This is a genomic window from Arthrobacter sp. 9AX (assembly GCF_902506095.1).
Lineage (GTDB): Bacteria > Actinomycetota > Actinomycetes > Actinomycetales > Micrococcaceae > Arthrobacter.
In genome coordinates, this window is sequence record NZ_LR733293.1 from 4,367,351 (window position 1) to 4,391,168 (window position 23,818).

The window sequence follows — 23,818 nt, forward strand, 5'->3', positions numbered from 1 at the left end:
GCCCCCGTCCACTCTCATGCCATTGGAGTCCTCAGTGTTTGAACCAGCCCAGCTGCGCTCCTTCCTCGCCGTGGCCGAAACGCTTAGTTTTACCAAGGCTGCAGAGCGGCTGGGCCTGGCACAGCCCACCGTCAGCCAGCATGTCCGCAAGCTGGAAACAGCGGCCAAGCGGGTCCTGATTACCCGGGATACACGGGACGTCCGCCTCACGGACAACGGCGATGCCATGGCGGGGTTTGCCCGGAACATCCTCTCGGCGCACGATGCTGCCGCCCGGTATTTCTCTGGCTCCGCCATGCGGGGACGGCTGCGCTTTGGGACCGCGGATGACCTCGCCATCACCGGCCTGCCGCGGATCCTTCGTGAATTCCGGCAGATCTACCCGCAGATCAACCTGGAACTGACAGTGGGCCAGAGCGACCAGCTCTACAAGAAGCTCAACGCCGGCCAGCTCGACCTCGTCTTTGTGAAGTGGGTGGCGGGAGCAAAGGACGGCACCGTGGTGCAGCATGACTCCTTCTCCTGGGTGGGGCAGGACCAGACCGTGCTCGAACCAGGGGCCCCGGTTCCGCTGATCGCCTACCCCTCCCCCAGCCTGAGCCGGAAGCTGGCCATTGACGCACTCGAGTCCCATGGCCGGACCTGGCGCATCACGTGCACCACGCGTCAGATCAGCGGCGTGCTGGCCGCCGTCCGGGCGGGCATCGGGGTGGCCGTCATGCCGTCGTCCCTGGTGCCGGATGACCTGAAGATCATCACGCGTCGCTTCGACCTGCCCGCAGTGGGCGACGTCGACTTCACACTGATCCGCAACCCGCTGGCCAACTCCGAGGTCATCGACGCCCTGACGCAGTCCATCGTGGGAAGGACCATCAACCGCGAGGCCTAGGCATAGGCTCCTGGACGAGGCATACCTTGCACACGAACGGGGGATTCGCGTGAGTACAAAAAGCAGCACAAGGAACCGGAATGGCGGCTCCGGCGTACGGGGCAACTGCTTTGACACTGGCGGCTCGGAATTAGGTCCCGGCCCGGCGAAGCAAGGCGGATCATATGCAGCTCAGGGAATTCTTCCGCTGGGAGGAATGGCAGCCACTGAGCGCACGGACGCTTGTGGTCTATCGCCAAAGAGGCTTGTTTTCCGCGGATGAGGAAAAGGCATCAGCGCTGCCGCCTGCCCATTTTCCATTGATCGCGGCACGCCGCATAACCTATGCTGGATCTCCCAGGGTCAAGCAGCTGGCCGGTTCACTACACGAGCGTGGTCCTCTATGCCAGGATTCCGCCGCTCGGGACAGGCAGCCAATGACGACAGCCCGGAACACCCATCTCAGCACAACCCACGCGCGCCCGCACAACACTGCGCGCCAGCCGGCCACCCGCAACTCAACGCTTGGCGCCGGCATCGCCACCACGGACACCGGATTTGTAGGCAAGCCTACCTGCGACACGTGCCGCACCGATGAATTTGTCTACCTCGAGTCCTACATCCCGCCCACATACCGGCGGGACGGCAGCGTCGCCACTTTGGGCGAAGTCGCCTACACCTGCACCCACTGCGAACAGTTCTCCGCCCATAACGTCCCGGTGACCTGGACACCCCCGGGGTGGTATCTGGGCTAGGTTTCGGCACGCTCAACCAACAGCACAACAGAAGGCCGGCGGCCACCATCAAGGTGGCCGCCGGCCTTCTGTCTTTCCTCAGGCGATGAACTAGATCAAGGCATCCGAGAGGTGGTTCGGCGTGCCAAACCTGTGGGCAGTGATGCTGACGGCCTGCTCGTGCAGGAACGGCAGCAACTCAACCCGTCCGGCTTCCGTGACCGGGTGTGCGTAGACGGCCAGGTCAGGGCGTCCGCCGGTAGCCTTCGCCACTGCCGCGGCGTCCCCGCCAATCAGCCGGATACGGGCCCCGGAGAGCTTCCCCGCCGAGGCGAGGCGCTCGGCGGAAGCCAGCCACCCGGCGTCGGACTCCACAGTTACTTCGATGTCCAGCGCAATCAGCACCGGGCGCAGCTGGGCCGGAAGTTCGACGGCGGAGGACACCGTCAGTGCCGAACCCGCCAGGACGCCGGCAGCCACCGTCCGGACCAGGTGCGCGAGCGGCGCACCTTCGGACAGCCGCACAGTGACGGGCAGGCTCCGGTACCGGAAGACGTTGCGCTCGGCGCTCAATCCGGAGACGTCCTTGGCGGTGCCGAATTCCTCGGCCCAGGCCTGCGCATCGGAGGCCAGGGCCCGCTGGACGGACTCCAGTTCGGCCGGCTGCAGGGCCGCGCCGGCCGCGTTGATGATCCGACGGACTCCGGGGTTGATCACAGGAGCGTCCGCGGTGCTGGCGGCAGGGGTCCAGTCACCCAGGCCGGCCAGGTAGTTGGGTCCACCCGCCTTGGTGCCGGCGCCCACGGCCGACTTCTTCCAGCCCCCGAACGGCTGGCGCTGCACGATAGCACCGGTGATGCCGCGGTTCACGTACAGGTTGCCTGCCTCGATGGTGTCCAGCCAGGTCCCGAGTTCCTCCGAGTTGAGCGAGTGCAGGCCTGCGGTGAGGCCGTACTCAATCTGGTTCTGGATGTCGATGGCCTCTTCCAGGGTGTCAGCGGTCATCACGCCGAGCACCGGGCCGAAGAACTCAGTCAGGTGGAAGTAGGAACCACGCTTGACGCCGTAGCGTACGCCCGGGCTCCACAGCCGGCCGGTGTTGTCCAGCTTCGCGGGTTCCACGGCCCAGCTTTCGCCTTCGCCGAGGGTGGTGAGGGCGTTGAGGAGCTTGCCGTTGGCTGGCTCGATGATCGGCCCCATCTGGCTGGTGGGGTCCTCGGGGTAGCCCACCTTCAGGGAGGTGACGGCGTCGATCAGCTGGTTGTGGAAGCGCTTGGACTTGGCCACCGAGCCCACCAGGATCACCAGTGAGGCTGCAGAGCACTTCTGGCCGGCGTGGCCGAAGGCGGAGTAAGCCACATCCTTGGCTGCGAGGTCCAGGTCGGCACTGGGTGTGACGATGATCGCGTTCTTGCCGCTGGTCTCGGCAAGGAGGGGCAGGTCCTGGCGGAAGGACCGGAACAACTCCGCGGTCTCGTAACCGCCGGTAAGGATCACGCGGTCCACGGCCGGGTGCGAGATCAGCTGCTGGCCGAGTTCCCGCTCCCCCAGCTGCACCATGGTCAGCACGTCGCGGGGCACACCGGCTTCCCAAAGCGCCTCAACCATCACTGCGCCGCTGCGGGCGGCCTGCTTGGCGGGTTTGATGACGACGGCGGAGCCGGCGGCGAGTGCCGCGAGGGTGGATCCTGCGGGGATGGCGACCGGGAAGTTCCACGGTGGCGTGACCACGGTGAGCTTTGCCGGGACAAACGTAGCGCCGTCGACCTCGTCCAGCTTCCGCGCGGACTCCGCGTAGTAGTGGGCAAAGTCCACCGCTTCGCTGACCTCGGGATCACCCTGGTCGATGGTCTTGCCGGTTTCGCTGGCCATCACCTCCAGCAGGTCGGCGCGGCGGGCCTCAAGGACCTCGCCGGCCCGGTGCAGGACTTCGGCCCGCTCGGCACCGGACAGGGCGCCCCAGGCTTTGCCCTTCTCAACGCCGGTCTGGATCGCGGTGTCCAGCGTTGCCTCGTCGTTGATGAAGGCAGCCTTGACCGATTCGTTGCCCAGCGTGGAGGCCGGGACGCGCCCCAGGATGGCCCGGCCCCAGTCACGGTTTGCGGGGAGGGAGGGATCGGTGTCGGGGGTGTTCTCGAAACGGGTGTGGGGCATGGGCGCCGGCGGAAGGCTGCGGTCCTGGCGGCGGTTGGGCAGCGGGACGCTGTTGTCCAGCGCCTCCAGCGAGGAAAGGAAGCGCTGCTTTTCGCGCTCGAACAGGGCCTCGTTTTCGCTGAGCTCGAAGACTGCGGACATAAAGTTGTCCTGGCTCGCGCCTTCTTCGAGGCGGCGGATCAGGTACGCGATGGCGACGTCGAACTCGGCCGGATGCACCACCGGGGTGTAGAGCAGCAGGGAGCCGACGTCTTTCTTGACCGCCTCGGCCTGGCCCTGGGCCATGCCCAGCAGCATCTCGAACTCGATGCCGGATTCCACGCCGCGCTGCTTGGCCAGGAGCCAGGCGAAGGCGATGTCGAACAGGTTGTGGCCCGCGACGCCGATCCGGATGTTCTGGATCCGTTCCGGGTGCAGCGAGTAGTTGATGACGCTCTTGTAGCTGGTGTCCGAGTCCTGCTTGCTGCCCCAGGTGGCCAGCGGCCAGTCATGCAAGGACGATTCCACCTGTTCCATGGGCAGGTTGGCGCCTTTGACCACGCGCACCTTGATGGCGGCGCCGCCGTTGGCGCGGCGTCCGGCGGCCCAGTCCTGCAGGCGGATCATGGCGGAGAGCGCATCCGGGAGGTAGGCCTGGAGCACGATGCCGGCCTCCAGGTCCTTGAACTCAGGCTTGTCCAGGATCCTGGTGAAGACCGCAATGGTCATGTCCAGGTCCTTGTACTCCTCCATGTCCAGGTTGATGAACTTGGCCTTGCCACCGTTGTTGGCGAAGGATGCCGCGCGCTGGAACAGCGGGGTGAGCTTCCCTACCACGTGCTCCACGGCTTCGTCGAAGGCCCACGCGGAGTGCGGGGCCACGGTGGAGGAGACCTTGATGGACACGTAGTCGACGTCGGGGCGCGCCAGCAGGGTGTGCGTGCCTTCGAGCCGGCGGGACGCCTCGTGTTCGCCCAGGACCGCTTCGCCCAGGAGGTTGACGTTGAGCTTGATGCCGTCCTTGCGGATCCTGGCGATGGCCGGGCCCAGCTTGGCGTCGGTGGCGTCCACAATCAGGTGGCCCACCATTTCGCGCAGGACCTTTCGGGCCACGGGGATAACAACCTGCGGCATGACCGGAGCCATGGTGCCACCGAGCTGGACGGCGCGGCGCATGTACCAGGGGAGGAAGGCCGGGACCTTGGGGGCGAGTGCTGCCAGGTTGCGGGCGGCCACGTTCAGGTCCTCGGGGCGGACCACGCCGTCCACAAAACCGACAGTGAACTCCAGGCCGTTGGGATCCTTCAGCACACCGGCGAGCTGCTGTGCGGAGGCGTCCACCGGAACCTTGGCGGCTTCGGTGAGCCAGTGCCGGACCAGCGCTACGGCTTCGTTCGCGAGGGCCTGGGCCTGGGGCACATCAACGTCAACGGTGGGGACGGTTCCGGTCGCAACTCCGGGCTCCATTGCAATGTGGGTCATGGCTCTCTTGTTCTTTCCTGTGGTTCGAGGAGGTCTTCTCCATCAGTATGATCCTGCACTCACATAAGATAAAGCGATCTTTTCTAAGCAATACAGGTTAGAAAAACCAATGAATTCGTCCCTCCCTCCAACCGCACTCAAGGCGCGCTCACTGATGGCCCCTTAAACAGCGGACCCCCGCTCACACCGTGTGTGCGGGGGTCCGCTGTTTGGCGGCTACAAGGGAGCGCGCGGGGCAGGAAAAGCGGCCATAAGGGAGCGCGCGTCCCGGTCTCCCGGAGGCGGTCAGCCGAGGGGGCGGTGCATCTCCACGACCTCCTGGTGCCGCGGGCTGTTGGGGTTCATCAGCGAGTTCTTTTTGCCATAGAAGAAGTAGATCGCCAGGCCGATGACCAGCCATACGCCAAACCGCAGCCACGTCTCCCAATGGAGTTGGAGCATCAGGAAGCCGGAGGCGAGGACGCCGAAGGCCGGAACCAGCGGCATCAGCGGCAGGCGGAAGGTGCGCGGCGCGTCCGGTCGCTTGTACCGGAAGATGATCACGGACAGGCAGACCACTACGAACGCGGCGAGGATGCCGATGTTGGTCAGGTCAGCCACTTCCTTGATGGGGAACACACCCGCCAGGAATGCCGATGCGACGCCGGCGATCCAGGTGACGCGCTGGGGCGTGCCGTGCTTGTCGGTCTTGGCGAACCAGCCGGGCAGGAGCCCGTCGCGGCTCATCGAGAACCACACGCGGGTAACGCCCAGGAGGAACGTGAGCATCACGGTGAGGATGGACAGCACAGCGAACACGGAAATAATGGTGGCGATCACCGGCAGGCCAACACCTGTAAAGGCAGAGGCGAAGCCGGCCTTGGGATCGATGTCCTTGTAATTCTGCATGCCGGTCAGCACCAGGGTGGCGGCCACGTAGAGCAGCATGGCGACGATCAGGGAAAGCACAATCGCCTTGGGCATGTGCTTCTTGCCGTCGGTGGCTTCCTCGGCCGCGGTGCTCATGGCGTCGTAGCCGAACACAGCGAAGAAGACAGTGGCGGAGCCGGCCAGGACCGGGCCGAAGCCGCTGGGCATGAACGGGTTGTAGTTGTTGGTGTCGATATAGAAGACACCCAGGCCGATGATGAAAAGGATCAGGATGACCTTGATGGCCACTGCCACCAGTTCGAACCGGCCAAAGGCCTTGGTGCCGCGGGACAGGATCCAGGTGACCAGCAGGCAGACCAGGATGGCGGGAATGTTTACGATCCCGCCCTTGCCCTCGTCAACGGTGGACGTCATCCAGGCCGGCATGTGGATGCCGATGCCGGAGAGGAACGCGTCGAAGTAGCCGGAGATACCGATGGCCACCACCGCCACGATGGCGATGTATTCGAGCAGCAGGTCCCAGCCGATGAACCAACCGATCACCTCACCCAGGGCAACGTATCCGTAGGTGTAGGCGGAGCCGGCGCGGGGAATCATGCCGGCGAACTCCGCGTAGGACAGGGCTGCCGCCGCGGAGGCGAGGCCTGCGATCAGGAAGGAAATCAGCACCGCGGGCCCCACCCCGGGTGTTCCTTCGCTGCCTGCTGCCACCAGCCCGGCAAGGGAGAAGATGCCGACGCCGATGATTCCGCCGACGCCGATCGCCGTCAGCTGCCACAGCCCGAGTGACTTGAAGAGGCCACTGTGTTTGTTTTCTTCCTCGATGTCGTCGATGGGTTTGCGCCGCATGATCGACTGGGTCATGTCTCTACTGCTCATCAGGAACTCCTGCTTGGGTGCTGCCCCGCCACGGCGCGAACCATCGCTTGTGACGGGGGTAACTCGCTCCCAACAGTATGCAAGGGTGCTTGCGTTAGATAAAGTGACTACTTCTAACCTATATACATTAGTTTCGGTAAGGATTTCCTCATGCTTGATGTCCGCCGACTGCGGCTGCTCAGGGAATTAAGCATCCGGGGGACGCTCGCCGAGGTGGCCGAGGCACTCCAGTACAGCCCGTCGTCGGTATCGCAGCAGCTCGCCCTCCTGGAGAAGGAAGTGGGGGTGGAACTGCTCCGGAAAACCGGCCGGCGGGTCCAGCTCACGCCGCAGGCCGAAGTGCTGGTGGCGCACACCGCGAACCTGCTCGAAACCATGGAGCAGGCGGAGGCGGACCTCGCCGCTTCCCTGACCACCGTCACGGGGACTGTCCGGGTCGCGGTTTTCCAGTCGGCCGCCCTGGCACTCATGCCGGACACCCTGACGAGGATGGCCAAGGCTTACCCTGAGGTCCGGATCGAGATGATCCAGCGGGAGCCGGAAACCGCACTGCACGAGACATGGGCCCGGGACTTCGACCTGGTTATTGCCGAGCAGTATCCGGGGCACGCCGCGCCGCGGTACCCCGAACTGGACCGCGTCAAGCTGACCAACGACGCCATCCGGTTGGCAGTTCCGCCCGCGTCCGACGGCGGGCCCGCCATCCGTTCGCTTGAGGACACGGCGGAACTCGCCTGGGTCATGGAGCCTCGGGGGGCCGCGTCCCGCCATTGGGCGGAACAGGCCTGCCGCAGCGCGGGTTTTGAGCCGGACGTGCGCTATGAAACCGCCGACCTGCAGGCCCAGATCCGGTTGATCGAATCCGGCAATGCCGTGGCGCTGATGCCGGACCTGGTGTGGACCGGCCGCGGCACCACGGCGCAGCTGCTGGAGCTTCCCGGCAAGCCGCACCGCACCGTTTTCACCTCCGTCCGGCGCTCCAGCGCGCAGCGGCCGGCCATCCTGGCCGCGCGGGAGACGCTCGCTGCAGCAGCCGCAGCAGTGGCGGGGAACGACGCCGGGTGACCGGCCGCCGTCGTACGCCCCGTTCCCGGCGGCTCCGGGCCGCCCTGCGCCACGACGGCCCGGGTCGATGCCCAGGGGCTGTCCCTGCGCATCGAAGGCAGCCTTCACTGCGCAGGAAGCGCTGTTCCCTGCGTCACTGCGCAGACACTTCCCCGGCGATAGACTGATGCCGTTATGAATCGAACAATGTTCAAGTCCAAAATCCACCGGGCCACCGTCACGCACGCCGACCTGCACTACGTCGGTTCCGTCACCGTGGATCTGGACCTGCTCGAGGCCGCCGACATCCTTCCCGGCGAGCTCGTGTCCATCGTGGACATCACCAACGGCGCACGGCTTGAGACCTATACGATCGCCGGCGAGCGCGGATCCGGCGTCATCGGCATCAATGGCGCAGCGGCGCACCTGATGCACGAGAACGACCTCGTCATCCTGATCACGTACGCCCAGATGACCACTGAAGAGGCCAAGGCCTATGAGCCCAGGGTGGTCCACGTGGACGAAAACAACCGGGTGATCCAGCTGGGCAACGATCCCGCCGAGGGCCTCAGCCCGGGGATGATGCGTCCCCCTTTCGCGCTTAACAACGCCACCCTGTAACCCGGAGCGTGCGTTCCGGTACCCGCCTCCGCTGCGCCCTGCGGGATAACCTGCGGGCTGTCCCTTGCTAGGGGTGCTGGCCGGCTTCTTTGTGGTCTGGTGCATCATCCTGGTGGGCTGGTTCGTGGGCAGGCAGAAAATCCTGGGCGACAACGCACGGCAGGTCCTCAGCTCCCTCACGTTTTTTGTGGCCAGCCCGGCGCTGCTCTTTGAAACGCTGAGCAAGGCCCGGCTCGCAGAGGTTTTCGCCGCGCCCTTGCTGGTGACCGCGGTGGCCGCCATCGCCACCGCCGGGATCTTCTTCATCATCGCCAGGCGCTGGCTCAAACGCCCGCTGCCGGAATCGCTGATGAGTTCCATGGCGGCGTCGCTGGCCAACTCCGCCAATCTGGGCATCCCTATCGCCGTCTACGTCCTGGGCGATGCGAGCTACGTGGCCCCGCTGCTGATCTTCCAGCTGGCTTTCTTCACGCCGCTGTTCCTGATGATCCTGGATTCCAGCACCAGCTCCCACCGCACCACGCCGCTGAACTTCGCGGTGATGGTCCTGCGCAACCCCATGGTTGTGGGCTCCGGGCTGGGCCTGCTGGTGGCCGGGACAGGCTGGCAGGTTCCGCCGCTGGTGATGGAGCCCATCCACTTGATCGGCGGTGCTGCGATTCCGGCCATGCTGATCGCCTTCGGGATGAGCCTGAACGGAACCCGCCCGCTGCAGGCCGCCGCCGCCCGACGCCTGGACACCCTGCTGGCGAGCGGGTTCAAGCTGGCCATCCAGCCGGCCCTGGCTTACCTCTTCGCCCGTCATGCGCTGGGGATGGAAGGCCATGCCCTGTTCGCCGTAGTGGTGACGTCGGCGCTGCCCACCGCGCAGAACGTCTTTGTTGCCGCCAGCCGGTACAAGACCGGCATCACCGTGGCCAAGGACACCGTGCTGATTACTACCGTTGTGGCCGTCCCGGCCATGATTGGCGTAGCGCTGCTGCTGACGTGATGGGAGTTTGATGGAAAAGATGCTGGACACCGTGGTGATCGGCGGCGGTGCCATGGGTTCGGCTGCGGCATGGGCGCTGTCCCGCCGCGGCCGCCAGGTGACCCTGGTGGAGCAGTTCGGGCCGGGGCACAAGATCGGCGCCTCGCACGGCACCACCCGGAACCTGAATCCGGGCTACCACCGCCCCGAATATGTGGCCATGCTCGCCGAGGGGCTGGCCCTGTGGGACGAGCTCGAGCAGGACAGCGGGGAGACGTTGCTGGCCCGCACGGGCATCGTTAACCACGGCCCGGATCCGCGCCTTCCGGACATCGCCGCGGCGCTGAACGAGGCGGGCATCCGGGCTGAGTTCCTGTCCCCCGTGGAGGCAGGCGAGCGTTGGCGCGGCATCCGGTTCGACCAGCAGGCCCTGTACATGCCCGACGGCGGCCAGCTCAACCCCGAAGCGGCGCTCCCGGCCTTCCAGCGGCTCGCCGCAGCACGTGGCGCCGAGATCCGGCACCACACCAAAGTGGTTAAGTTCCAGGTGATGGACGACGGCGTCCGGCTGGCTTTGGAATCCGACGCCGGTACCGAGGTGGTCAGCGCCGCGCAGGTGGTGGTCACGGCCGGCGGCTGGACCGGGAAACTCCTCGGGGCCACCGGTGCCGGCCTGCATATTCCGAAACTTCGGGTCACCCAGGAGCAGCCGGCGCATTTCCGGGTTGCTGACGAGGATGCAGTGTGGCCTGGTTTCAACCACATGCCGGGTTCTGCGGCGGAATACCGGAACTGGTACTCCCCCGTGTACGGGATGCAGACCCCGGGCGAGGGCATCAAGGCCGGCTGGCACGGTGTGGGCCCGCTGGTTGACCCGGACCGGCGTTCCTTTCAGCCCGAACCGGTGCAGCTCGCTGCCCTGCACGACTACGCGCGGACGTGGCTGCCCGGTGTGGACGCCGATGCGTTCGAGGCCATCAGCTGCACCTACACCACTACGCCGGACGAGGACTTCATCCTCGACCGGATCGGGCCAGTGGTGATCGGGGCAGGCTTCTCCGGGCACGGGTTCAAGTTCACCCCGGTGGTGGGCCGCATCCTGGCCGACCTCGCTACGGGCACCCGGCCGGCACCGGAGATCTTCCGCGCGTCCCGGTAGGAACTGGCTGGCTACGTGTCAGCGCCGCTCCGGCTGCTTTCCGTGTCCGGGTCAGGCTGCCCGCCGCCCTGCTGCCCGCCGTTGTGTCCTGCTTCTTCCATGGCCCCCGCCTTCACCGCCGGCATCGCCAGTACGGCGGCCACGGTGAGGACGCCACCCACCAGGGCTGACAGGAACACCGCGCCGGAGGCCGCCACCACGGCGGGCGCATCCCCTTCCCCGGACGTGTTCGCGTAGACAGCATTGGCCACGGCACCGAAGACGGCCACACCCAGCGCGCTCCCGATGGACCGGGCGAACATGTTGGTGCTGGTGACCACTCCGCGTTCGTTCCAGGAAACGCTGGACTGCGCGGAGATCAGGGTGGGGGTGGCCACCAGCCCGAGGCCGAGTCCCACCACGAAGCAGCTGGCCGCGACCAGCAGCACGTTGGGGGTGGCTGCCGTGAGGGTAAGGACCACGAGGCCCGCCACGGTGATGGAGATCCCGATCAAGGCGGTGGCCTTGAATCCGATCCGCAGGTAGAACCGGCCTGCCTGCGAGGCACTGATGGGCCAGCCGAGGGTCAGTGCTGCGAGGGCGAGGCCCGCGATGAGCGGCGAGCTGTCCAGCGCCCCTTCCAGGAACGTGGGCACGTAGGAGGTCAGCCCGATCATCACCGCCCCCACACCGAAGGACACCAGCGCAGTGGTGCCCAGGAGCCGCCGCGATACTACCCAGGACGGCAGGACCGGCTCCGCTGCCCGCCTCTCCACCACCAGGAAAACGGCCAGCAGCACGGCGCCCATGGCAAAGATGCCAATGCTGATGGGGGAATTCCACGCCCACGCCTGGCCGCCCTGCAGGGCACCAAGGACGAGCAGGCCCAGGGAAACCGCCAGCAGCCCGGCACCGGCGTAGTCCACCCGGTGCCGGGCACGCGCAACGTTTTCGTGCAGGGTCCGGAACAGCATCCATCCGGCCAGCAGGCACAGCGGAATGTTGACCAGGAAGATTCCGCGCCAGATTCCCAGCGACGAGAAGATTCCGCCAAGGCTCGGGCCCACCACAGAGGAAACAGCCCACACGCTGGCCAGATAGCCCTGCACCTTGGCGCGTTCCTCCAGCGAGTAGATGTCCCCGGCGATGGTGATGGAAACCGGCAGCACGGCTCCCGCTCCGAGCCCCTGCAGGGCACGGAAAGCGATCAGGGCAGGCATGCTCCAGGCAATGCCGCAGAGGATGGACCCGAAGAGGAACAATCCGATGCCTGCCAGGATGATCGGCTTACGGCCCACCATGTCGGACAGTTTGCCGTAGATGGGGACCGAGACTGCCTGGGCCAGCAGGTACGCCGAGAACAGCCAGGGGAAGGACTCGAATCCGCCCACATCCCGGACGATCGACGGCACGGCAGTGGCCACAATGGTGGAATCAATGGCCACCAGCCCCGTGGACAGCATCAGGGCGATCAGAATGGGGCCGCGGTCAGAGCGGAACCCCACTCCCTGGGAGCGGGCGGTCATCATCAGTCTCGTTTCAGTTTTTGGGTCCCTGTTACCTCCACTCTAGGTACCCACGGCCGGCGCCGACTATCTGCCCGGTGCTATCTCCTGCCCTGGTGTTCGTCCAGAAGCCGCGCGCAACGGATGAAGCCCAGGTGGGAGTATGCCTGCGGGTGGTTCCCCAGGTGGGTTTCCGTGCCGGGGTCGTACTCCTCCGGGAGCAGCCCGGTGGGACCAAAAAGGTTCACCAACTGGTCGAAGAGGTCCCACGCCTCATCAATCCGCCCCACGGCCACATAGGCTTCGATCAGCCAGGTGGTGCAGATGTGGAACCCGCCCTCCAGGCCCGGCAGGCCGTCGTCGTACCTGTACCGGAAGACCGTGGGACCCACCCGCAGTTCCCGCTCCACGGCGGTGACGGTGTCCAGGAAGCGCTGGTCCGACACATCCAGCAGGCCGGAGAGTCCAATGTGCAGGACGGCGGCATCAAGATCGGGGCTGTCGTAAGCCACGGTGTAGGACCTGGCCGACTCGTCCCAGCCCTCGCGCAGCACCTCCGCACGGATGGCGGCAGCCATAGGCTCCCAGTCGGGGTGCGGTTCCCTGCCGTGGCGGCCAGCGGTCCGCAGCGCCCGGTCCAGCGTCACCCAGCACATCACCTTCGAATAAACGTGGTGGCGGGCAGGCCGCCGGGCCTCCCAGATGCCGTGGTCCGGCTCATGCCAGCGGGCCAGGACTGCAGAGGCCATCTGGACCATCAGTTCCCAGTGGTCATCGGCGAGCGCGCCTTCCCGTTCGCTGAGGGAGTGGATCAGCTCGGCAACCGGTCCAAAAACGTCCAGTTGGACTTGGTGGTCCGCGGCATTTCCGATCCTCACCGGGCGGGAGCCCGCGTAGCCGGGAAGGCTGTCGACGACGGCTTCCGTGGACAGCGGGGCGCCCGTCACCGAATACAGGGGGTGCAGCCATTCGGGGCCGGGTGCGTGTTCGAGGATACGGCCAAGCCAAGCCAGGAACCCGGCCGCCTCCTTGGTGGAGCCAAGATCCACCAGCGCGTTGACCGTCATGGAGCCGTCGCGCAGCCAGCAGTACCGGTAGTCCCAGTTCCTGGTCCCGCCGATCCCCTCGGGCAGGGACGTGGTGGGGGCAGCGAGGACGGCGCCGGTGGGTTCATGCACCAGGGCGCGGAGCACCAGGGCCGAACGCCGCACCAGGGAGGGTTTGACGGAGGGCAGGACGAGTTTCTGCACCCACTGCCGCGCGTGCAGGGCCACCCCGGCCCGCCGCTCCGTTTCGCCGTCCGGGTCCGCCGGCCGCGGTTCGGTATCGCCGCAGCGCAGGTTCAGCACCACGCGGCCGTCCTGCAGGTTCACGGATGCCGTGGCCGTGGCGTGGCGGCCGTCCGAGGTGATGCTGAAAGTGACGCCCGGGGCGAACAGGATGATGGGCTCGGACGTGCCCACCACATGGAGTTCGTTGCCGCGCGCCTCCATGCTGAACGGGGCGTTGGCGTAGTCCGGCCGCGGAGCAAAGGTGATCCTGGCGGCTCCGTGGCCGGTGAGCACACGCACCAGGCTGGTAATGCCGTCCGGTGCGGGCTCCAAATAATCGGTGACTGTGACATCCGCCCACCGGGTTTCAACAATCATGGTGCTGTCCACGTAGCGCTGCCCCAGCACCTGGGAGGCCTTGACCGGCTCCACGGAGAAATGGCCGGCCGCATCCCCACCCAGGATGTGCGCAAACAGTGACCCCGAGTCCGGCAGCGGATGGCTCATCCAGCAGACCTTCGCGTCCGGCGTCAGCAGGGCGGTGGAGGATCCGTTGCCGATCATCGTGTGCCGCTCCAGGCCCACCGCGTCCTCGCCGAACAGCCAGGCCCGCCGCAGTTCGAAGAGGAGGGCCAGGACCCGGGCGAAGGCCTCCGGATCACGGACGCGGTGCGCGGCGGCGGTCTCCCCCGGCCCTACCCGCAGCCCCAGGTCCGGTCCGCGCAGGGTGGCGATGGCCAGTTCATCACTGGAGGCGTCCCCGGCGAACATGGCTGCACTGGCGCCGAGCCGGGACCGGAGCGTTTCCAGTGCCTCGGCTTTGGACGGTTCCACGACGGACAGGTCCAGCACGGACCCGTCCACGATAAAGAACAGCCCGTGGTCGCGGGCAATCTCCCGGGCGGTCTCCGTCACGGATTCCACCACCTCCGGCGGCGCCGGGCGGGTGTGGACGGAAACGGCAACCGGTTTGCGCTCGATCCAGATGCCCTCCTGGAAGCCCACGGCCTCGATGAGGGCGGCGTTGACCTTCTGCAGAACGGACTCGGTGGACAGGGTCTGGGCATGCGCGAAACCCATATCCGCCTCTGCGCCGTGTGAGCCGATGAGGTGCACCTCCACCGGAAGGCGTGACACCGCGGCCAGATCGCGGAGCGAGCGGCCGGAAATGATCGCGGCGTGAGTGTTGGGCAGGGCCGCCAGGGCGCGCAAGGCAATGGCCGCGCTGCCCAGGGGAAGGATCTCGGTGGAGATGCCCTCGGCGCCGCACAGGGTGCCGCCGTAGTTGCAGGCCACCAGCAGCCCTGGTACCCGCGCCAGGACTTTGAGCTCGGCCAGCAGCGCCGGGGTCAGCCCGCTGTCCGCGGCATCCGACTGGACGAAGGCGCGGAGCAGTTCCAGCGGAAGGGACCTTGTGAGCAGTGCGGAATCCGCCACGCTTTGGTTCAACGGCGTCGGCATCCAGATACCCCTTCGAGGCAGGACCAGTCCGGGACTGCAGCCGCTGGATCGCCGGCGGGCTACCGGTTGGTGCCCGTCGCAGGAATCCCAGCGTTCCCGAGGGGGCAGTTCCCATACTCAGCCTCGGGGGTTTCCTTCGAAAGTCCCCTTTATTGCGTATGTGTAAAAGTCCCGTGTTTACAAGTCGCCGCCGGGCCGTGCCAGGGGTTCCGCAGGGCAGCGCTTTGGGCCACGACGGCGGTGCCCGGCGCGCCAAACCGGGGAACCCGGCGTCGTGGTTTCCCAAAAGGTGCCCTGCGTGACGCGGGCAGACCGCGCGGACGCAGCAGCACGTGCGCCGGAGAACCTACACCCGGGCGAGGCCGGCGGCCTCGGCCAGCAGTTCCACGGACCGCAGCCGTGCCGCAGTATCGGTGCTCTGGTGAGCCACGATGAGTTCGTCTGCGTCGGCGTGCCGGCCGAAGCCGTCCAGGTAGTCGATAACGACGTCGGGTGTCCCCACGGCCGAGTACGTCATCATCTGGCCGACGTGCTGGCCCTGCGGGGAATCGAGGATCATGTCCGCCTCGTCGTCAGTGAATTCGCGGCCGCCGCCGAAGAACAGGGAGACGCGGGCACGCAAGGTGTCCCGCATCATGGCCTGGGCTTCAGCGGCGGAATCCGCGGCAATGACGTTCACACCGGCAATCACGTACGGTGACTCCAGCTGCGCCGAGGGCTTGAACTCGCGGCGGTACAGGGCCACGGCGTCCTGCAGGGCATTAGGCGCAAAGTGCGAGGCGAACGCGTACGGCAACCCCAGCTGGGCGGCGAGGCGGGCGCCGAACAGGGAGGAACCGAGGATGTACAGCGGGACGTTGGTGCCCTTGCCCGGCGTGGCTTCAACGCCCTGGATCCGGGTGGGGCCGGTGAGGTAGCCCTGCAGTTCCAGGACATCCTGGGGGAAGCTGTCCGAGGACATCGGGTCGCGCCGGAGGGCGCGCATGGTGTTCTGGTCGCTGCCGGGCGCACGGCCCAGGCCAAGGTCGATCCGGCCGGGGTGCAGTGTTGCCAGGGTGCCGAACTGCTCGGCGATGGTCAGCGGCGAGTGGTTGGGCAGCATCACGCCGCCGGCACCGAGGCGGATGTTTTCCGTGTGCGCGGCAATGTGGGCGATCAGCACGCTCGTGGCGGAGGAGGCGATGGACGACATGTTGTGGTGCTCGGCGTACCAGACCCGCCGGTAGCCCAGCTTTTCGGCGCTCTGCGCCATGGCCACGCTGCCCGCGAAGCTCTCCGCCGCCGTCTGGCCCTTGCCGATGGTTGCCAGGTCAAGGATGGAGAGGGGAAGAGTCACGGTGAGTGCCGGCCTTTCGAGAACGTTTTCGCGGGGACGTGCCGGCCGAGTGCGGCGGGCACTCTGGGTATAACGACGGCGGCGGGCGGCTTATTTCTGTGACTTACGGAATACTCAGCAGGCTTATCATGTTACCGCTGCTATGAGCCTGGAGACAATGAACCACTTGGAACTATCCGCAACGATTGACCTGAAGGACCTGGGAATCGTGCACCGGCTTGGCTTTGGTGCCATGCGCATCGTTGGCGAGGGTGTGTGGGGTGAGCCGGCCGACCGGCGCGCCGCCGTGGCGGTGGTGCGCCGCGCCGTCGAACTCGGTGTGGACTTCATAGATACTGCCGACTCCTACGGCCCGAACATCAGCGAGGAGATCCTGGCCGAGGCGCTTCACCCCTATAAGGAGGGGCTGAAGATCGCCACGAAGGTGGGCTTCACACGCACCGGTCCGAACAAATGGATCCCCGTGGGCCGCCCGGAGTACTTGCGGCAGCAGACCGAATTGAGCCTGCGGAAGCTCAAGGTGGACACCCTTGACCTGCTCCAGCTGCACCGGATCGATCCCAAGGTGGACGCCGAGGAACAGTTCGGCGTGCTCCGCGAACTGCAGGACGAGGGCAAGGTCCGGGCGCTGGGCCTTTCGCAGGTCAGCGTGGCTGAACTTGAGGCGGCCGGGAAACACTTCACCGTATCCACGGTCCAGAACCGGTACAACCTGACGGACCGGAGCTCGGAGGACGTGCTGCGGTATTCGGAGGAGAACGGCATCGGGTTCATTCCGTGGGCGCCGATCTCCGCGGGCGAGCTGGCACAGCCGGGTGGTTCGCTGGACGAGGCCGCCAAGCGCCTCGGGGCCACCACTTCCCAAGTGGCGCTGGCATGGCTGCTGCGCCGCTCCCCCGTGATGATGCCGATCCCCGGCACCGGGTCCGTCAAACACCTGGAAGAGAACATGGCCGCTGCCAGCGTGGCGCTCGACGACGCGACCTACGGAGAGCTCGAAGCCGCAGGCAACCACGGAACTACAGAACAGACAGGAGCAACACCATGGCAAACATCCTGATGGTTGTATCAGCAGCAGATTCGCTCACTATGAAGGACGGCAGCCAGCATCCCACCGGGTTCTGGGCCGAGGAACTGGTGGTGGCACACCAGACCCTGCGCGACGCCGGCCACACCGTCCACATCGCGACGCCAGGAGGCCGAAAACCCACCGTTGACCAAGTGTCCCTCGCCGCAGAATCAGCTGGTGGTGAGGAGCGCGCGAAAGGCTTCCGGGACTTTCTGGCCGCCATTGACGCCGAGCTCGCACACCCTCTGGTGCTGGCCGACATCGACCATTCCACCTACGACGCCGTAGTGATGCCCGGCGGGCACGGCCCCATGGCGGACCTGTACAAGGACGCGGATCTGGGCCGCCTGCTGGTCGCGGCGGACAGTGGCGGCAAGGTCATCGCGCCGTTCTGCCACGGTCCCGCAGGGCTGCTGAGCGCAGCGGATGACGGCGGCGCTTTCGCTTTCGCCGGGCGTCGCCTGACCGTCTTCAGCAACGAGGAGGAGCTGGGCGGCGGCACCGGCGAGAACACGCCATGGCTGGTGGAGGATGCGCTGAGGGAGAAGGGCGCCGTGGTGGAAAACGCCGCCGCCTGGACCTCCCACGTGGTCCGCGACGGCAACCTCATCACCGGCCAGAACCCGCAGTCCAGCGAGGACGTGGCCAAGGAAGTCATCAAGGCGCTGGGCTGACCCACGCTGCTGACACTCGCTCGAAGAGAAGTGGCCCAGTCTGGTGACCGGGCCACTTCTCTTCGACGGGCGTCGTAGAGCGCTTGCAATGTGACCGCCGCGGTCCTCCCGTGACCTGCCGTTACTCCCTGTATCCCAGCGTTTCAGCGCCTTTGATTCGCCTCCTCGGGCTGCCGGATAGTTGCTGCAACGAGCACATTCCGTTGCATCCGCTACCACCTCCGAGGAGGAAAAATGGCCATTATCAAGGCGAAACCGGCTGCTGCCGCGGCCCTCACCATCACCGCGCTGCTGGGGCTGGCAGCCTGCGCAGATCCGGGCGCGACGGCGGCGTCAGCACCGACGTCGGGAGCCTCGACCACCGCGGCAGGCAAGCCCTTCAACCTGGCGCCTGAGCAGGACCGCTTCAAGGTTTCCGTGGACTCCGCTGCCGCAGCCCTGGTCCCCGAAGCCATCAAGGCAGATGGCAAGCTGACCGTAGTGACCACCGGCAACACCGCACCGCTCAGCCTGTTCGCCACCGACAACAAGACGCTGATCGGCAACGAGGTGGACATCGCGTACGCCGTAGGTGAGACGCTCGGACTCGAGGTTGAGGTCCTGCCCGTGGCCTGGGCTGACTGGCCGCTGGGCATCGAATCCTCCAAATACGAGGCCGTGCTCTCCAACGTAACCGTCACCGAGGCGCGCAAGGAGAAGTTCGATTTCGCCACCTACCGGAACGACCTCCTGGGCTTCTACGCCAAGAGCGATTCGGACATCGGCGGGATCAAGGAAGCCAAGGATGTTGCCGGCAAACGCATCATCGTAGGCTCCGGCACCAACCAGGAAGCCATCCTGGTGCGCTGGGACGAGGAGAACAAGAAGAACGGCCTGAAGCCGGTTGAGTTCCAGTATTACGACGACGACTCCGCCTCCACGCTGGCCCTTCAGTCCGGCCGTGCGGACCTCACGTTCGGGCCCAACGCCGGCGCCGCCTACAAGGCAGCGCAGGACGGCAAGAGCAAGCAGGTGGGCACCCTTAACGGCGGCTGGCCGCTGACTGCCGAGATCGCCTTCACCACCAAAAAGGACAACGGCCTTGCCGTTGCTGCCCAGGCCGCGCTGAACGAACTGATTGAAAACGGCACCTACGCCAAGATCCTGGACCGCTGGGGCCTGGGTTCCGAGGCCATCGCCAAGTCCGAACTCAACCCGGCAGGCCTGCCCAAGAAATAAGCAGACCCGCCGATGAATGAACCCCCGCCCTGCTCGAGCAAGGCGGGGATTCATTGCGTGTCAGGAGCGGGCGGCCCGCGGAAGGAACGCGTTGGGTTCGCGCCTGACCCGTGTGAGTGCGGACTCGATGGCACCTTTGACAACGACTTCAGCCCCGAGCGTGCTCGCAACGAGCGCCGGCAGGGGCAAACCCGAATCGCCGGGCAGCAGGCTGCGGGCGTGGTCGAGGACAGGTTCGATGGCCCGCGAGATCCCGCCTGCGATCACCACCCGCTCAATGTCCAGGAGGCTGGAGAGCACCACCGCAATCCGCGCCAGCCGGGCGCCGAGCCGGGCGATGATGTCCGCCGCGAACGAGTCCCCTTCCCGGGCTGCCCGGAACACGTCCTCCGCATTAATCTCCCCCTCGGGCAGTTGCCGCAGAACGGTGTCTCCGCTGTATGAGCGGATGCGCGAGCGTGCCCACTTCCGGGCGAGCGCTCCAAACCCATCTGCTCCCCCCTCATCGGGCACGAGCTTGCTCGCTGACAGCACGTCGAGGAACCGCATCTCCCCTGCGCCGCCCCGCGGCCCCCGCAGCAGGCGTCCGTCGACGATCAGGCCTGCCCCGAACCGCTCGCCTGTCAACAACGTTGCCTGGTTGGCCGATGGCTCGTGTGCGCCTTCGGCAACAGCGGCGAGGTTGGCGTCATTTTCGACCACGACCATGCCGTGAAGGTGCGAGGCAAAGCCGGAATTCATCAGTTGCCAGAATTCTCCTTCAGGTGACATGCCGTTGGCGTCGATCGGAGCGGGAACCCCGACGACGGTCAGCAGCACGTCGTCGGGGGCGCGCCCGATGTCGCGAAGGGTCAGGTCGATCAGTTCCCGGGCTCCCGCGCCGCGCCCGGCCCGCCCCAGCACATGTGAGTCAATGTTCCGGCGGCGTGTGCCGAGCTCACGGCCGCGCAAATCGGCGACGATGGTGGTGAAATGGGTCTCTCCCGCATCCAGCCCAACAACAACACCGGCGCTCTCGCGCAATTGGTAGCGACGTGCCGGCCGGCCCTTGTGCGTACCGCTCTCGGCGGGACTGCCATCCACTTCCTCCAGCCAGCCGGCGGCGACCAGGCCATCGCAAACCCCCAGCACCGTGGCGCGCGTCAGCCCTGTAACGGCCATCGCCTCGCCAGCTGTGAACACTTGCTCCTGGAGTGCGAAGCGCAGCAAGGCATCGGAGTTGATTTGCCGCAACAACTGCGTTGAGCTCGCCGTATTTCCATTCATGCCTTGACGATATCGCCATCGTCCTTCATCCTCGTATAGGACCTAAATATAAGATCCAAATAAATTCGAAGTGAGACCACTTAGGAGCCGATGTTGCCACCTTTGACGTCCGCCGGGACGGCAGTCTCCCGACGCACTTTCCTCGCCGCTGCCGGAGGCGCACTGGCCGCAGCCGGCCTGGCTGGATGTGCCCCGGGAGGCGAACGTCCCACCGTCACGTTCCACCAGTCAAAACCGGAAGCCGTGCCTTACTTCCGCGATCTGGCGGCGAAATTCACCGCCTCCCAAGACCGGTTCCGCGTTCTGCACGACATGGCGACAAACCTCTCTGCCAGCTTTGTGCGCAGCAGTCCGCCTGATCTCGGCTGCCTCAACTACAACCTTGAAATGGCCCGCTTCATGGAGCGCGGGGCTCTGGCGGACCTTTCCGACCTTCCGGCGGCAGCTTCCATCCGGGACGACGTCCTCGACCTCACGAACTGGTACCCCACCTACGCCGGCCGGACAAGCGTCATCCCTTACTCGGTCATGGCTGCCTCGGTCATTTACAACCGGCGCATCTTTGAGCAGAACGGACTGGCCGTCCCCAGGACCTGGGACGAACTGATCCAGGTGTGCGAGGCGCTCAAGGCTGCAGGCATTACCCCGATCTACGGCACCTTCCGGGATCCCTGGACCATTGCGCAGGGCCTGTTCGACTACACGGTGGGCGGCATGGTCAACGTGCGCGAGTTCTACAAGAAGATGCATGAGATCGGCGAGAAGGTGGGACCCGACTCCGAAGTATCGTTCCAGAAAACGCTGCTCGAGCCGGTGAAGCGCATGGTCCAGCTGAAGTCCTACGTCAACCCTGATGCGTCGAGCCGCGGCTATGGAGACGGAAACACCGCCATGGCCCAGGGCCAGGCAGCCATGTACTTCCAAGGACCCTGGGCCTTCGGAGAGATCGAAAAGGCCGGCACGGATATCGATCTGGGCACCTTCCCGCTGCCGATGACCGGCGACCCCGCCGACCTGAAAGTCCGCGTAAACATCGACCTTTCGCTGTGGGTCCCGGAAGTAGCCAACGCCCGGGAAGGTGCACGCGCCTTCCTTCAGCACCTCATGCAGCCGGAGATCCAGAACTCCTACAACGCCGAATTCCTGGGATTCGGCACCACCAAGGACGCACCGGCGGTGACCGACCCCCGGATCGTTGAGATGCAGAAGTACTACGACGAGGGCCGGTTCTACATGGGCGCCTCACAGTTCATCCCGAACTCGATCCCGGCGGCCAACTACTTCCAGTCGATCATCGGTGGCGCCGACCCCGAGGGCACGCTGCGCCGGATGGACGCCGACTGGGCGCGCCTGGCTTTCCGCGCGTGACCACCCTTCCGACCTAATGCACGAAACGAGGACCACCATGTCTTTGACGACGAAGCCTTCCACCGGAGCGGTGGTGACGGCCCCGCCAGCGACCAGAGCGACACGTGCGCGCAAAAGCCGCGTCGATCCGCTGTACTACTTTTTCCTTTTCCCCTCCCTGGCGATCTTCACTCTCGCCGTCACCCTGCCGGCCGTCCTCGGATTCATCTACAGCTTCACGAATTCCGTTGGCTTCGGTGACTTCGACTTCATCGGCATCCGAAACTTCATCGCGGTGTTCCAGGATGAGGGAGTCCTCAGCGCCTACGGCTTCACGCTCGCCTTTGCCCTCGTGACGGTCATCGCCGTCAACGCGGTGGCCTTCTTCCTGGCTTTGGGACTCACGTCCCGTGTCCGCTTCCGTACCGCGCTGCGCACGGTATTCGTGATCCCGATGGTCATATCGGGCATCGTCATCGCGTTCGTCTTCCAATACCTCTTCTCGAACTCGCTGCCCCTCGTGGGCCAAGGCCTGGGCTTCGAACCGCTGGCCACGAGCATCCTCGCCAACCCCGACCTCGCGTGGCTGGCGATCGTCTTCGTCGCGGCGTGGCAGTCGATTCCGAGCGCGATGCTGATCTACATCGCAGGGCTACTTACGGTTCCCGCCGAGGTTTACGAGGCAAGCTCCATCGACGGAGCAACGCCCTGGCACAACCTGCGGCACATCACCCTGCCGCTCGTTGCCGGGTACGCGGTGATCAACATGGTTCTCGGCTTCAAGAACTACCTCAACGCCTACGACATCATCGTGGGCCTCACCGACGGCGGGCCCGGCGTGTCCACCCGCAGCGTCGCGATGTCGATCTTCCGCGGCTTCGAAGGCGGCGACTACGCGTACCAGATGGCCAACGCCGTGATCTTCTTCCTCATCAGCATCGTCATCGCACTCATCCAGCTTCGCTTCACCCGTGGCAAAGGAGGGATCGCAGCATGAGCAGCGCACCCGGCACCATCACAGCAGGACCCGCCGCCGGAACCAGCGAACCGGTCCGCGCCGGCCAGGAGCGCAGCAACTGGCCCGTCACCATCATCCTGATCGTCTGCACGCTGAGCGTGCTCGTCCCCCTTTACGTCACCCTCAGCATGGCGTTCAAGACCACCGGCCAGGCGGTGGACGGCAACGCCTTTTCGCTGCCGAGCCCCCTGACCTTCGACAGTTTCGTCCAGGCATGGACGCTCACCAACTTCCCCCGCGGCTTCGCGATCTCGGTGTTTGTGTCCGTCACCGCGGTGGCGGGGGAAATCATCGTGTCGGCGCTGGCAGCCTACGCGATCGTCCGCAACTGGGACCGCCGGCTCTTCCGCTGGTCCTTCTTCTACCTGCTCGCGGCGATGTTCATCCCGTTCCCCGTGGTGGCGCTGCCGCAGATCCAGCTCACAGGCCTCGTGGGACTGGACAACCCGCTGGGCGTCGCAATCCTGCACATCGTGTTTGCCCTGGCGTTCAACACGATGCTGTTTACCGCGTTCCTGCGCTCCATCCCGGTGGAACTGGAGGAAAGCATGCGCATTGACGGCGCCGGCACGTGGCAGGTGTTCTGGAAGCTCATCTTCCCCCTGCTCGGACCCATGAGCGCAACAGTGGGCATCTTCGCATTCATCGCATCCTGGAACGACTTCATGATGCCCTCACTCATCATCTCCGACCCGGAACTGCAGACAATTCCGGTGCTGCAGAAGATGTTCCAGACACAGTTCAGCAACAGCTACAACGTGGCCTTCGCCTCGTACCTGATGGCCATGGCACCGGCGATCGTGGTCTACCTGTTTACCCAGCGCTGGGTCATGGCAGGCCTGACCCAGGGTGCCGTCAAGTGACTCCAGCCGTACAACCGACCACTCTGAACAACACAAAGGAACCACTCTTGC

Annotated in this window: 18 protein-coding genes; 12 read left to right on the top strand and 6 right to left on the bottom strand. The window is 65.8% G+C overall.

Annotated features, from left to right (window positions below; genetic code table 11):
* The first annotated feature begins 34 nt into the window (after window positions 1-34).
* Window positions 35-889 carry a LysR substrate-binding domain-containing protein gene (locus BACI348_RS20285; protein WP_159829582.1) on the top strand — a complete coding sequence of 285 codons (855 nt, stop codon included), beginning with the start codon at window positions 35-37 and terminating at the stop codon, window positions 887-889.
* Window positions 890-1,305: 416 nt separating this feature from the next.
* Window positions 1,306-1,623 (top strand): hypothetical protein, encoded by a 318-nt coding sequence (locus tag BACI348_RS20290; RefSeq protein WP_159829584.1) that lies wholly within the window; start codon window positions 1,306-1,308, stop codon window positions 1,621-1,623.
* 90 nt (window positions 1,624-1,713) lie between these two features.
* On the opposite strand, the gene BACI348_RS20295 is transcribed toward BACI348_RS20290, so the two are convergent.
* Both BACI348_RS20295 and BACI348_RS20300 read right to left on the bottom strand, forming a co-directional pair.
* Window positions 1,714-5,217, bottom strand: a complete 3,504-nt coding sequence (locus tag BACI348_RS20295; RefSeq protein ID WP_201298468.1) for a bifunctional proline dehydrogenase/L-glutamate gamma-semialdehyde dehydrogenase — start codon at window positions 5,215-5,217, stop codon at window positions 1,714-1,716.
* A 285-nt stretch (window positions 5,218-5,502) separates the two neighbouring features.
* A complete protein-coding gene (locus BACI348_RS20300; protein ID WP_159829586.1) occupies window positions 5,503-6,966 on the bottom strand; it encodes an amino acid permease in 1,464 nt (487 codons plus the stop codon).
* Window positions 6,967-7,116: 150 nt separating this feature from the next.
* On the opposite strand from BACI348_RS20300, the gene BACI348_RS20305 reads away from it, so the two are divergent.
* The 4 genes from BACI348_RS20305 to BACI348_RS20320 all read left to right on the top strand — a co-directional run bounded on the left by BACI348_RS20305 (window position 7,117) and on the right by BACI348_RS20320 (window position 10,760).
* The gene (locus BACI348_RS20305; RefSeq protein ID WP_159829588.1) at window positions 7,117-8,031 is read left to right on the top strand and encodes a LysR family transcriptional regulator; all 915 of its coding nucleotides are present in this window, start codon (window positions 7,117-7,119) and stop codon (window positions 8,029-8,031) included.
* Window positions 8,032-8,205: 174 nt separating this feature from the next.
* The gene (panD, locus tag BACI348_RS20310) at window positions 8,206-8,631 is read left to right on the top strand and encodes an aspartate 1-decarboxylase (RefSeq protein ID WP_201298469.1); all 426 of its coding nucleotides are present in this window, start codon (window positions 8,206-8,208) and stop codon (window positions 8,629-8,631) included.
* Between the two features lie 64 nt (window positions 8,632-8,695).
* On the top strand, window positions 8,696-9,622 hold the full coding sequence (locus tag BACI348_RS20315; RefSeq protein WP_159829590.1) for an AEC family transporter: 927 nt from the start codon (window positions 8,696-8,698) through the stop codon (window positions 9,620-9,622).
* A gap of 10 nt (window positions 9,623-9,632) precedes the next feature.
* A complete protein-coding gene (locus BACI348_RS20320; protein ID WP_159829592.1) occupies window positions 9,633-10,760 on the top strand; it encodes an FAD-dependent oxidoreductase in 1,128 nt (375 codons plus the stop codon).
* Window positions 10,761-10,771: 11 nt separating this feature from the next.
* Here BACI348_RS20320 and BACI348_RS20325 read toward each other — a convergent pair whose 3' ends face one another.
* From BACI348_RS20325 to BACI348_RS20335, 3 genes are all read right to left on the bottom strand, one after another.
* Window positions 10,772-12,268 (bottom strand): MFS transporter, encoded by a 1,497-nt coding sequence (locus BACI348_RS20325; RefSeq protein WP_236557659.1) that lies wholly within the window; start codon window positions 12,266-12,268, stop codon window positions 10,772-10,774.
* 77 nt (window positions 12,269-12,345) lie between these two features.
* On the bottom strand, window positions 12,346-14,976 hold the full coding sequence (locus BACI348_RS20330) for a trehalase-like domain-containing protein (RefSeq protein WP_159829594.1): 2,631 nt from the start codon (window positions 14,974-14,976) through the stop codon (window positions 12,346-12,348).
* 346 nt (window positions 14,977-15,322) lie between these two features.
* Window positions 15,323-16,312: an LLM class flavin-dependent oxidoreductase gene (locus BACI348_RS20335; RefSeq protein WP_159829596.1), complete on the bottom strand. Its 990-nt coding sequence runs from the start codon at window positions 16,310-16,312 to the stop codon at window positions 15,323-15,325.
* Window positions 16,313-16,454: 142 nt separating this feature from the next.
* Here BACI348_RS20335 and BACI348_RS20340 point away from each other — a divergent pair, with 142 nt between their 5' ends.
* The 3 genes from BACI348_RS20340 (at window position 16,455) to BACI348_RS20350 (ending at window position 19,273) form a co-directional block, all read left to right on the top strand.
* The gene (locus BACI348_RS20340) at window positions 16,455-17,372 is read left to right on the top strand and encodes an aldo/keto reductase (RefSeq protein ID WP_159829598.1); all 918 of its coding nucleotides are present in this window, start codon (window positions 16,455-16,457) and stop codon (window positions 17,370-17,372) included.
* Window positions 17,357-18,055 carry a type 1 glutamine amidotransferase domain-containing protein gene (locus BACI348_RS20345; RefSeq protein ID WP_159829600.1) on the top strand — a complete coding sequence of 233 codons (699 nt, stop codon included), beginning with the start codon at window positions 17,357-17,359 and terminating at the stop codon, window positions 18,053-18,055. Before BACI348_RS20340 ends, BACI348_RS20345 begins: the two co-directional genes overlap by 16 nt.
* Window positions 18,056-18,289: 234 nt before the next feature.
* The gene (locus BACI348_RS20350) at window positions 18,290-19,273 is read left to right on the top strand and encodes an ABC transporter substrate-binding protein (protein ID WP_159829602.1); all 984 of its coding nucleotides are present in this window, start codon (window positions 18,290-18,292) and stop codon (window positions 19,271-19,273) included.
* A 60-nt stretch (window positions 19,274-19,333) separates the two neighbouring features.
* Here the strand turns inward: BACI348_RS20350 and BACI348_RS20355 are convergent, their stop codons facing one another.
* The gene (locus BACI348_RS20355; protein WP_159829604.1) at window positions 19,334-20,539 is read right to left on the bottom strand and encodes an ROK family protein; all 1,206 of its coding nucleotides are present in this window, start codon (window positions 20,537-20,539) and stop codon (window positions 19,334-19,336) included.
* A gap of 90 nt (window positions 20,540-20,629) precedes the next feature.
* Here BACI348_RS20355 and BACI348_RS20360 point away from each other — a divergent pair, with 90 nt between their 5' ends.
* Genes BACI348_RS20360 through BACI348_RS20370 form a run of 3 tightly spaced genes read left to right on the top strand, consistent with a single transcriptional unit; the run spans window position 20,630 to window position 23,767 of the window.
* A complete protein-coding gene (locus tag BACI348_RS20360; RefSeq protein WP_201298470.1) occupies window positions 20,630-21,907 on the top strand; it encodes an ABC transporter substrate-binding protein in 1,278 nt (425 codons plus the stop codon).
* A gap of 37 nt (window positions 21,908-21,944) precedes the next feature.
* Window positions 21,945-22,883, top strand: coding sequence for a carbohydrate ABC transporter permease (locus BACI348_RS20365; protein WP_201298471.1), 939 nt, complete (start codon window positions 21,945-21,947; stop codon window positions 22,881-22,883).
* A complete protein-coding gene (locus tag BACI348_RS20370; protein WP_159829606.1) occupies window positions 22,880-23,767 on the top strand; it encodes a carbohydrate ABC transporter permease in 888 nt (295 codons plus the stop codon). The genes BACI348_RS20365 and BACI348_RS20370 overlap by 4 nt, the downstream gene beginning before the upstream one ends.
* Window positions 23,768-23,818 lie beyond the last annotated feature (51 nt).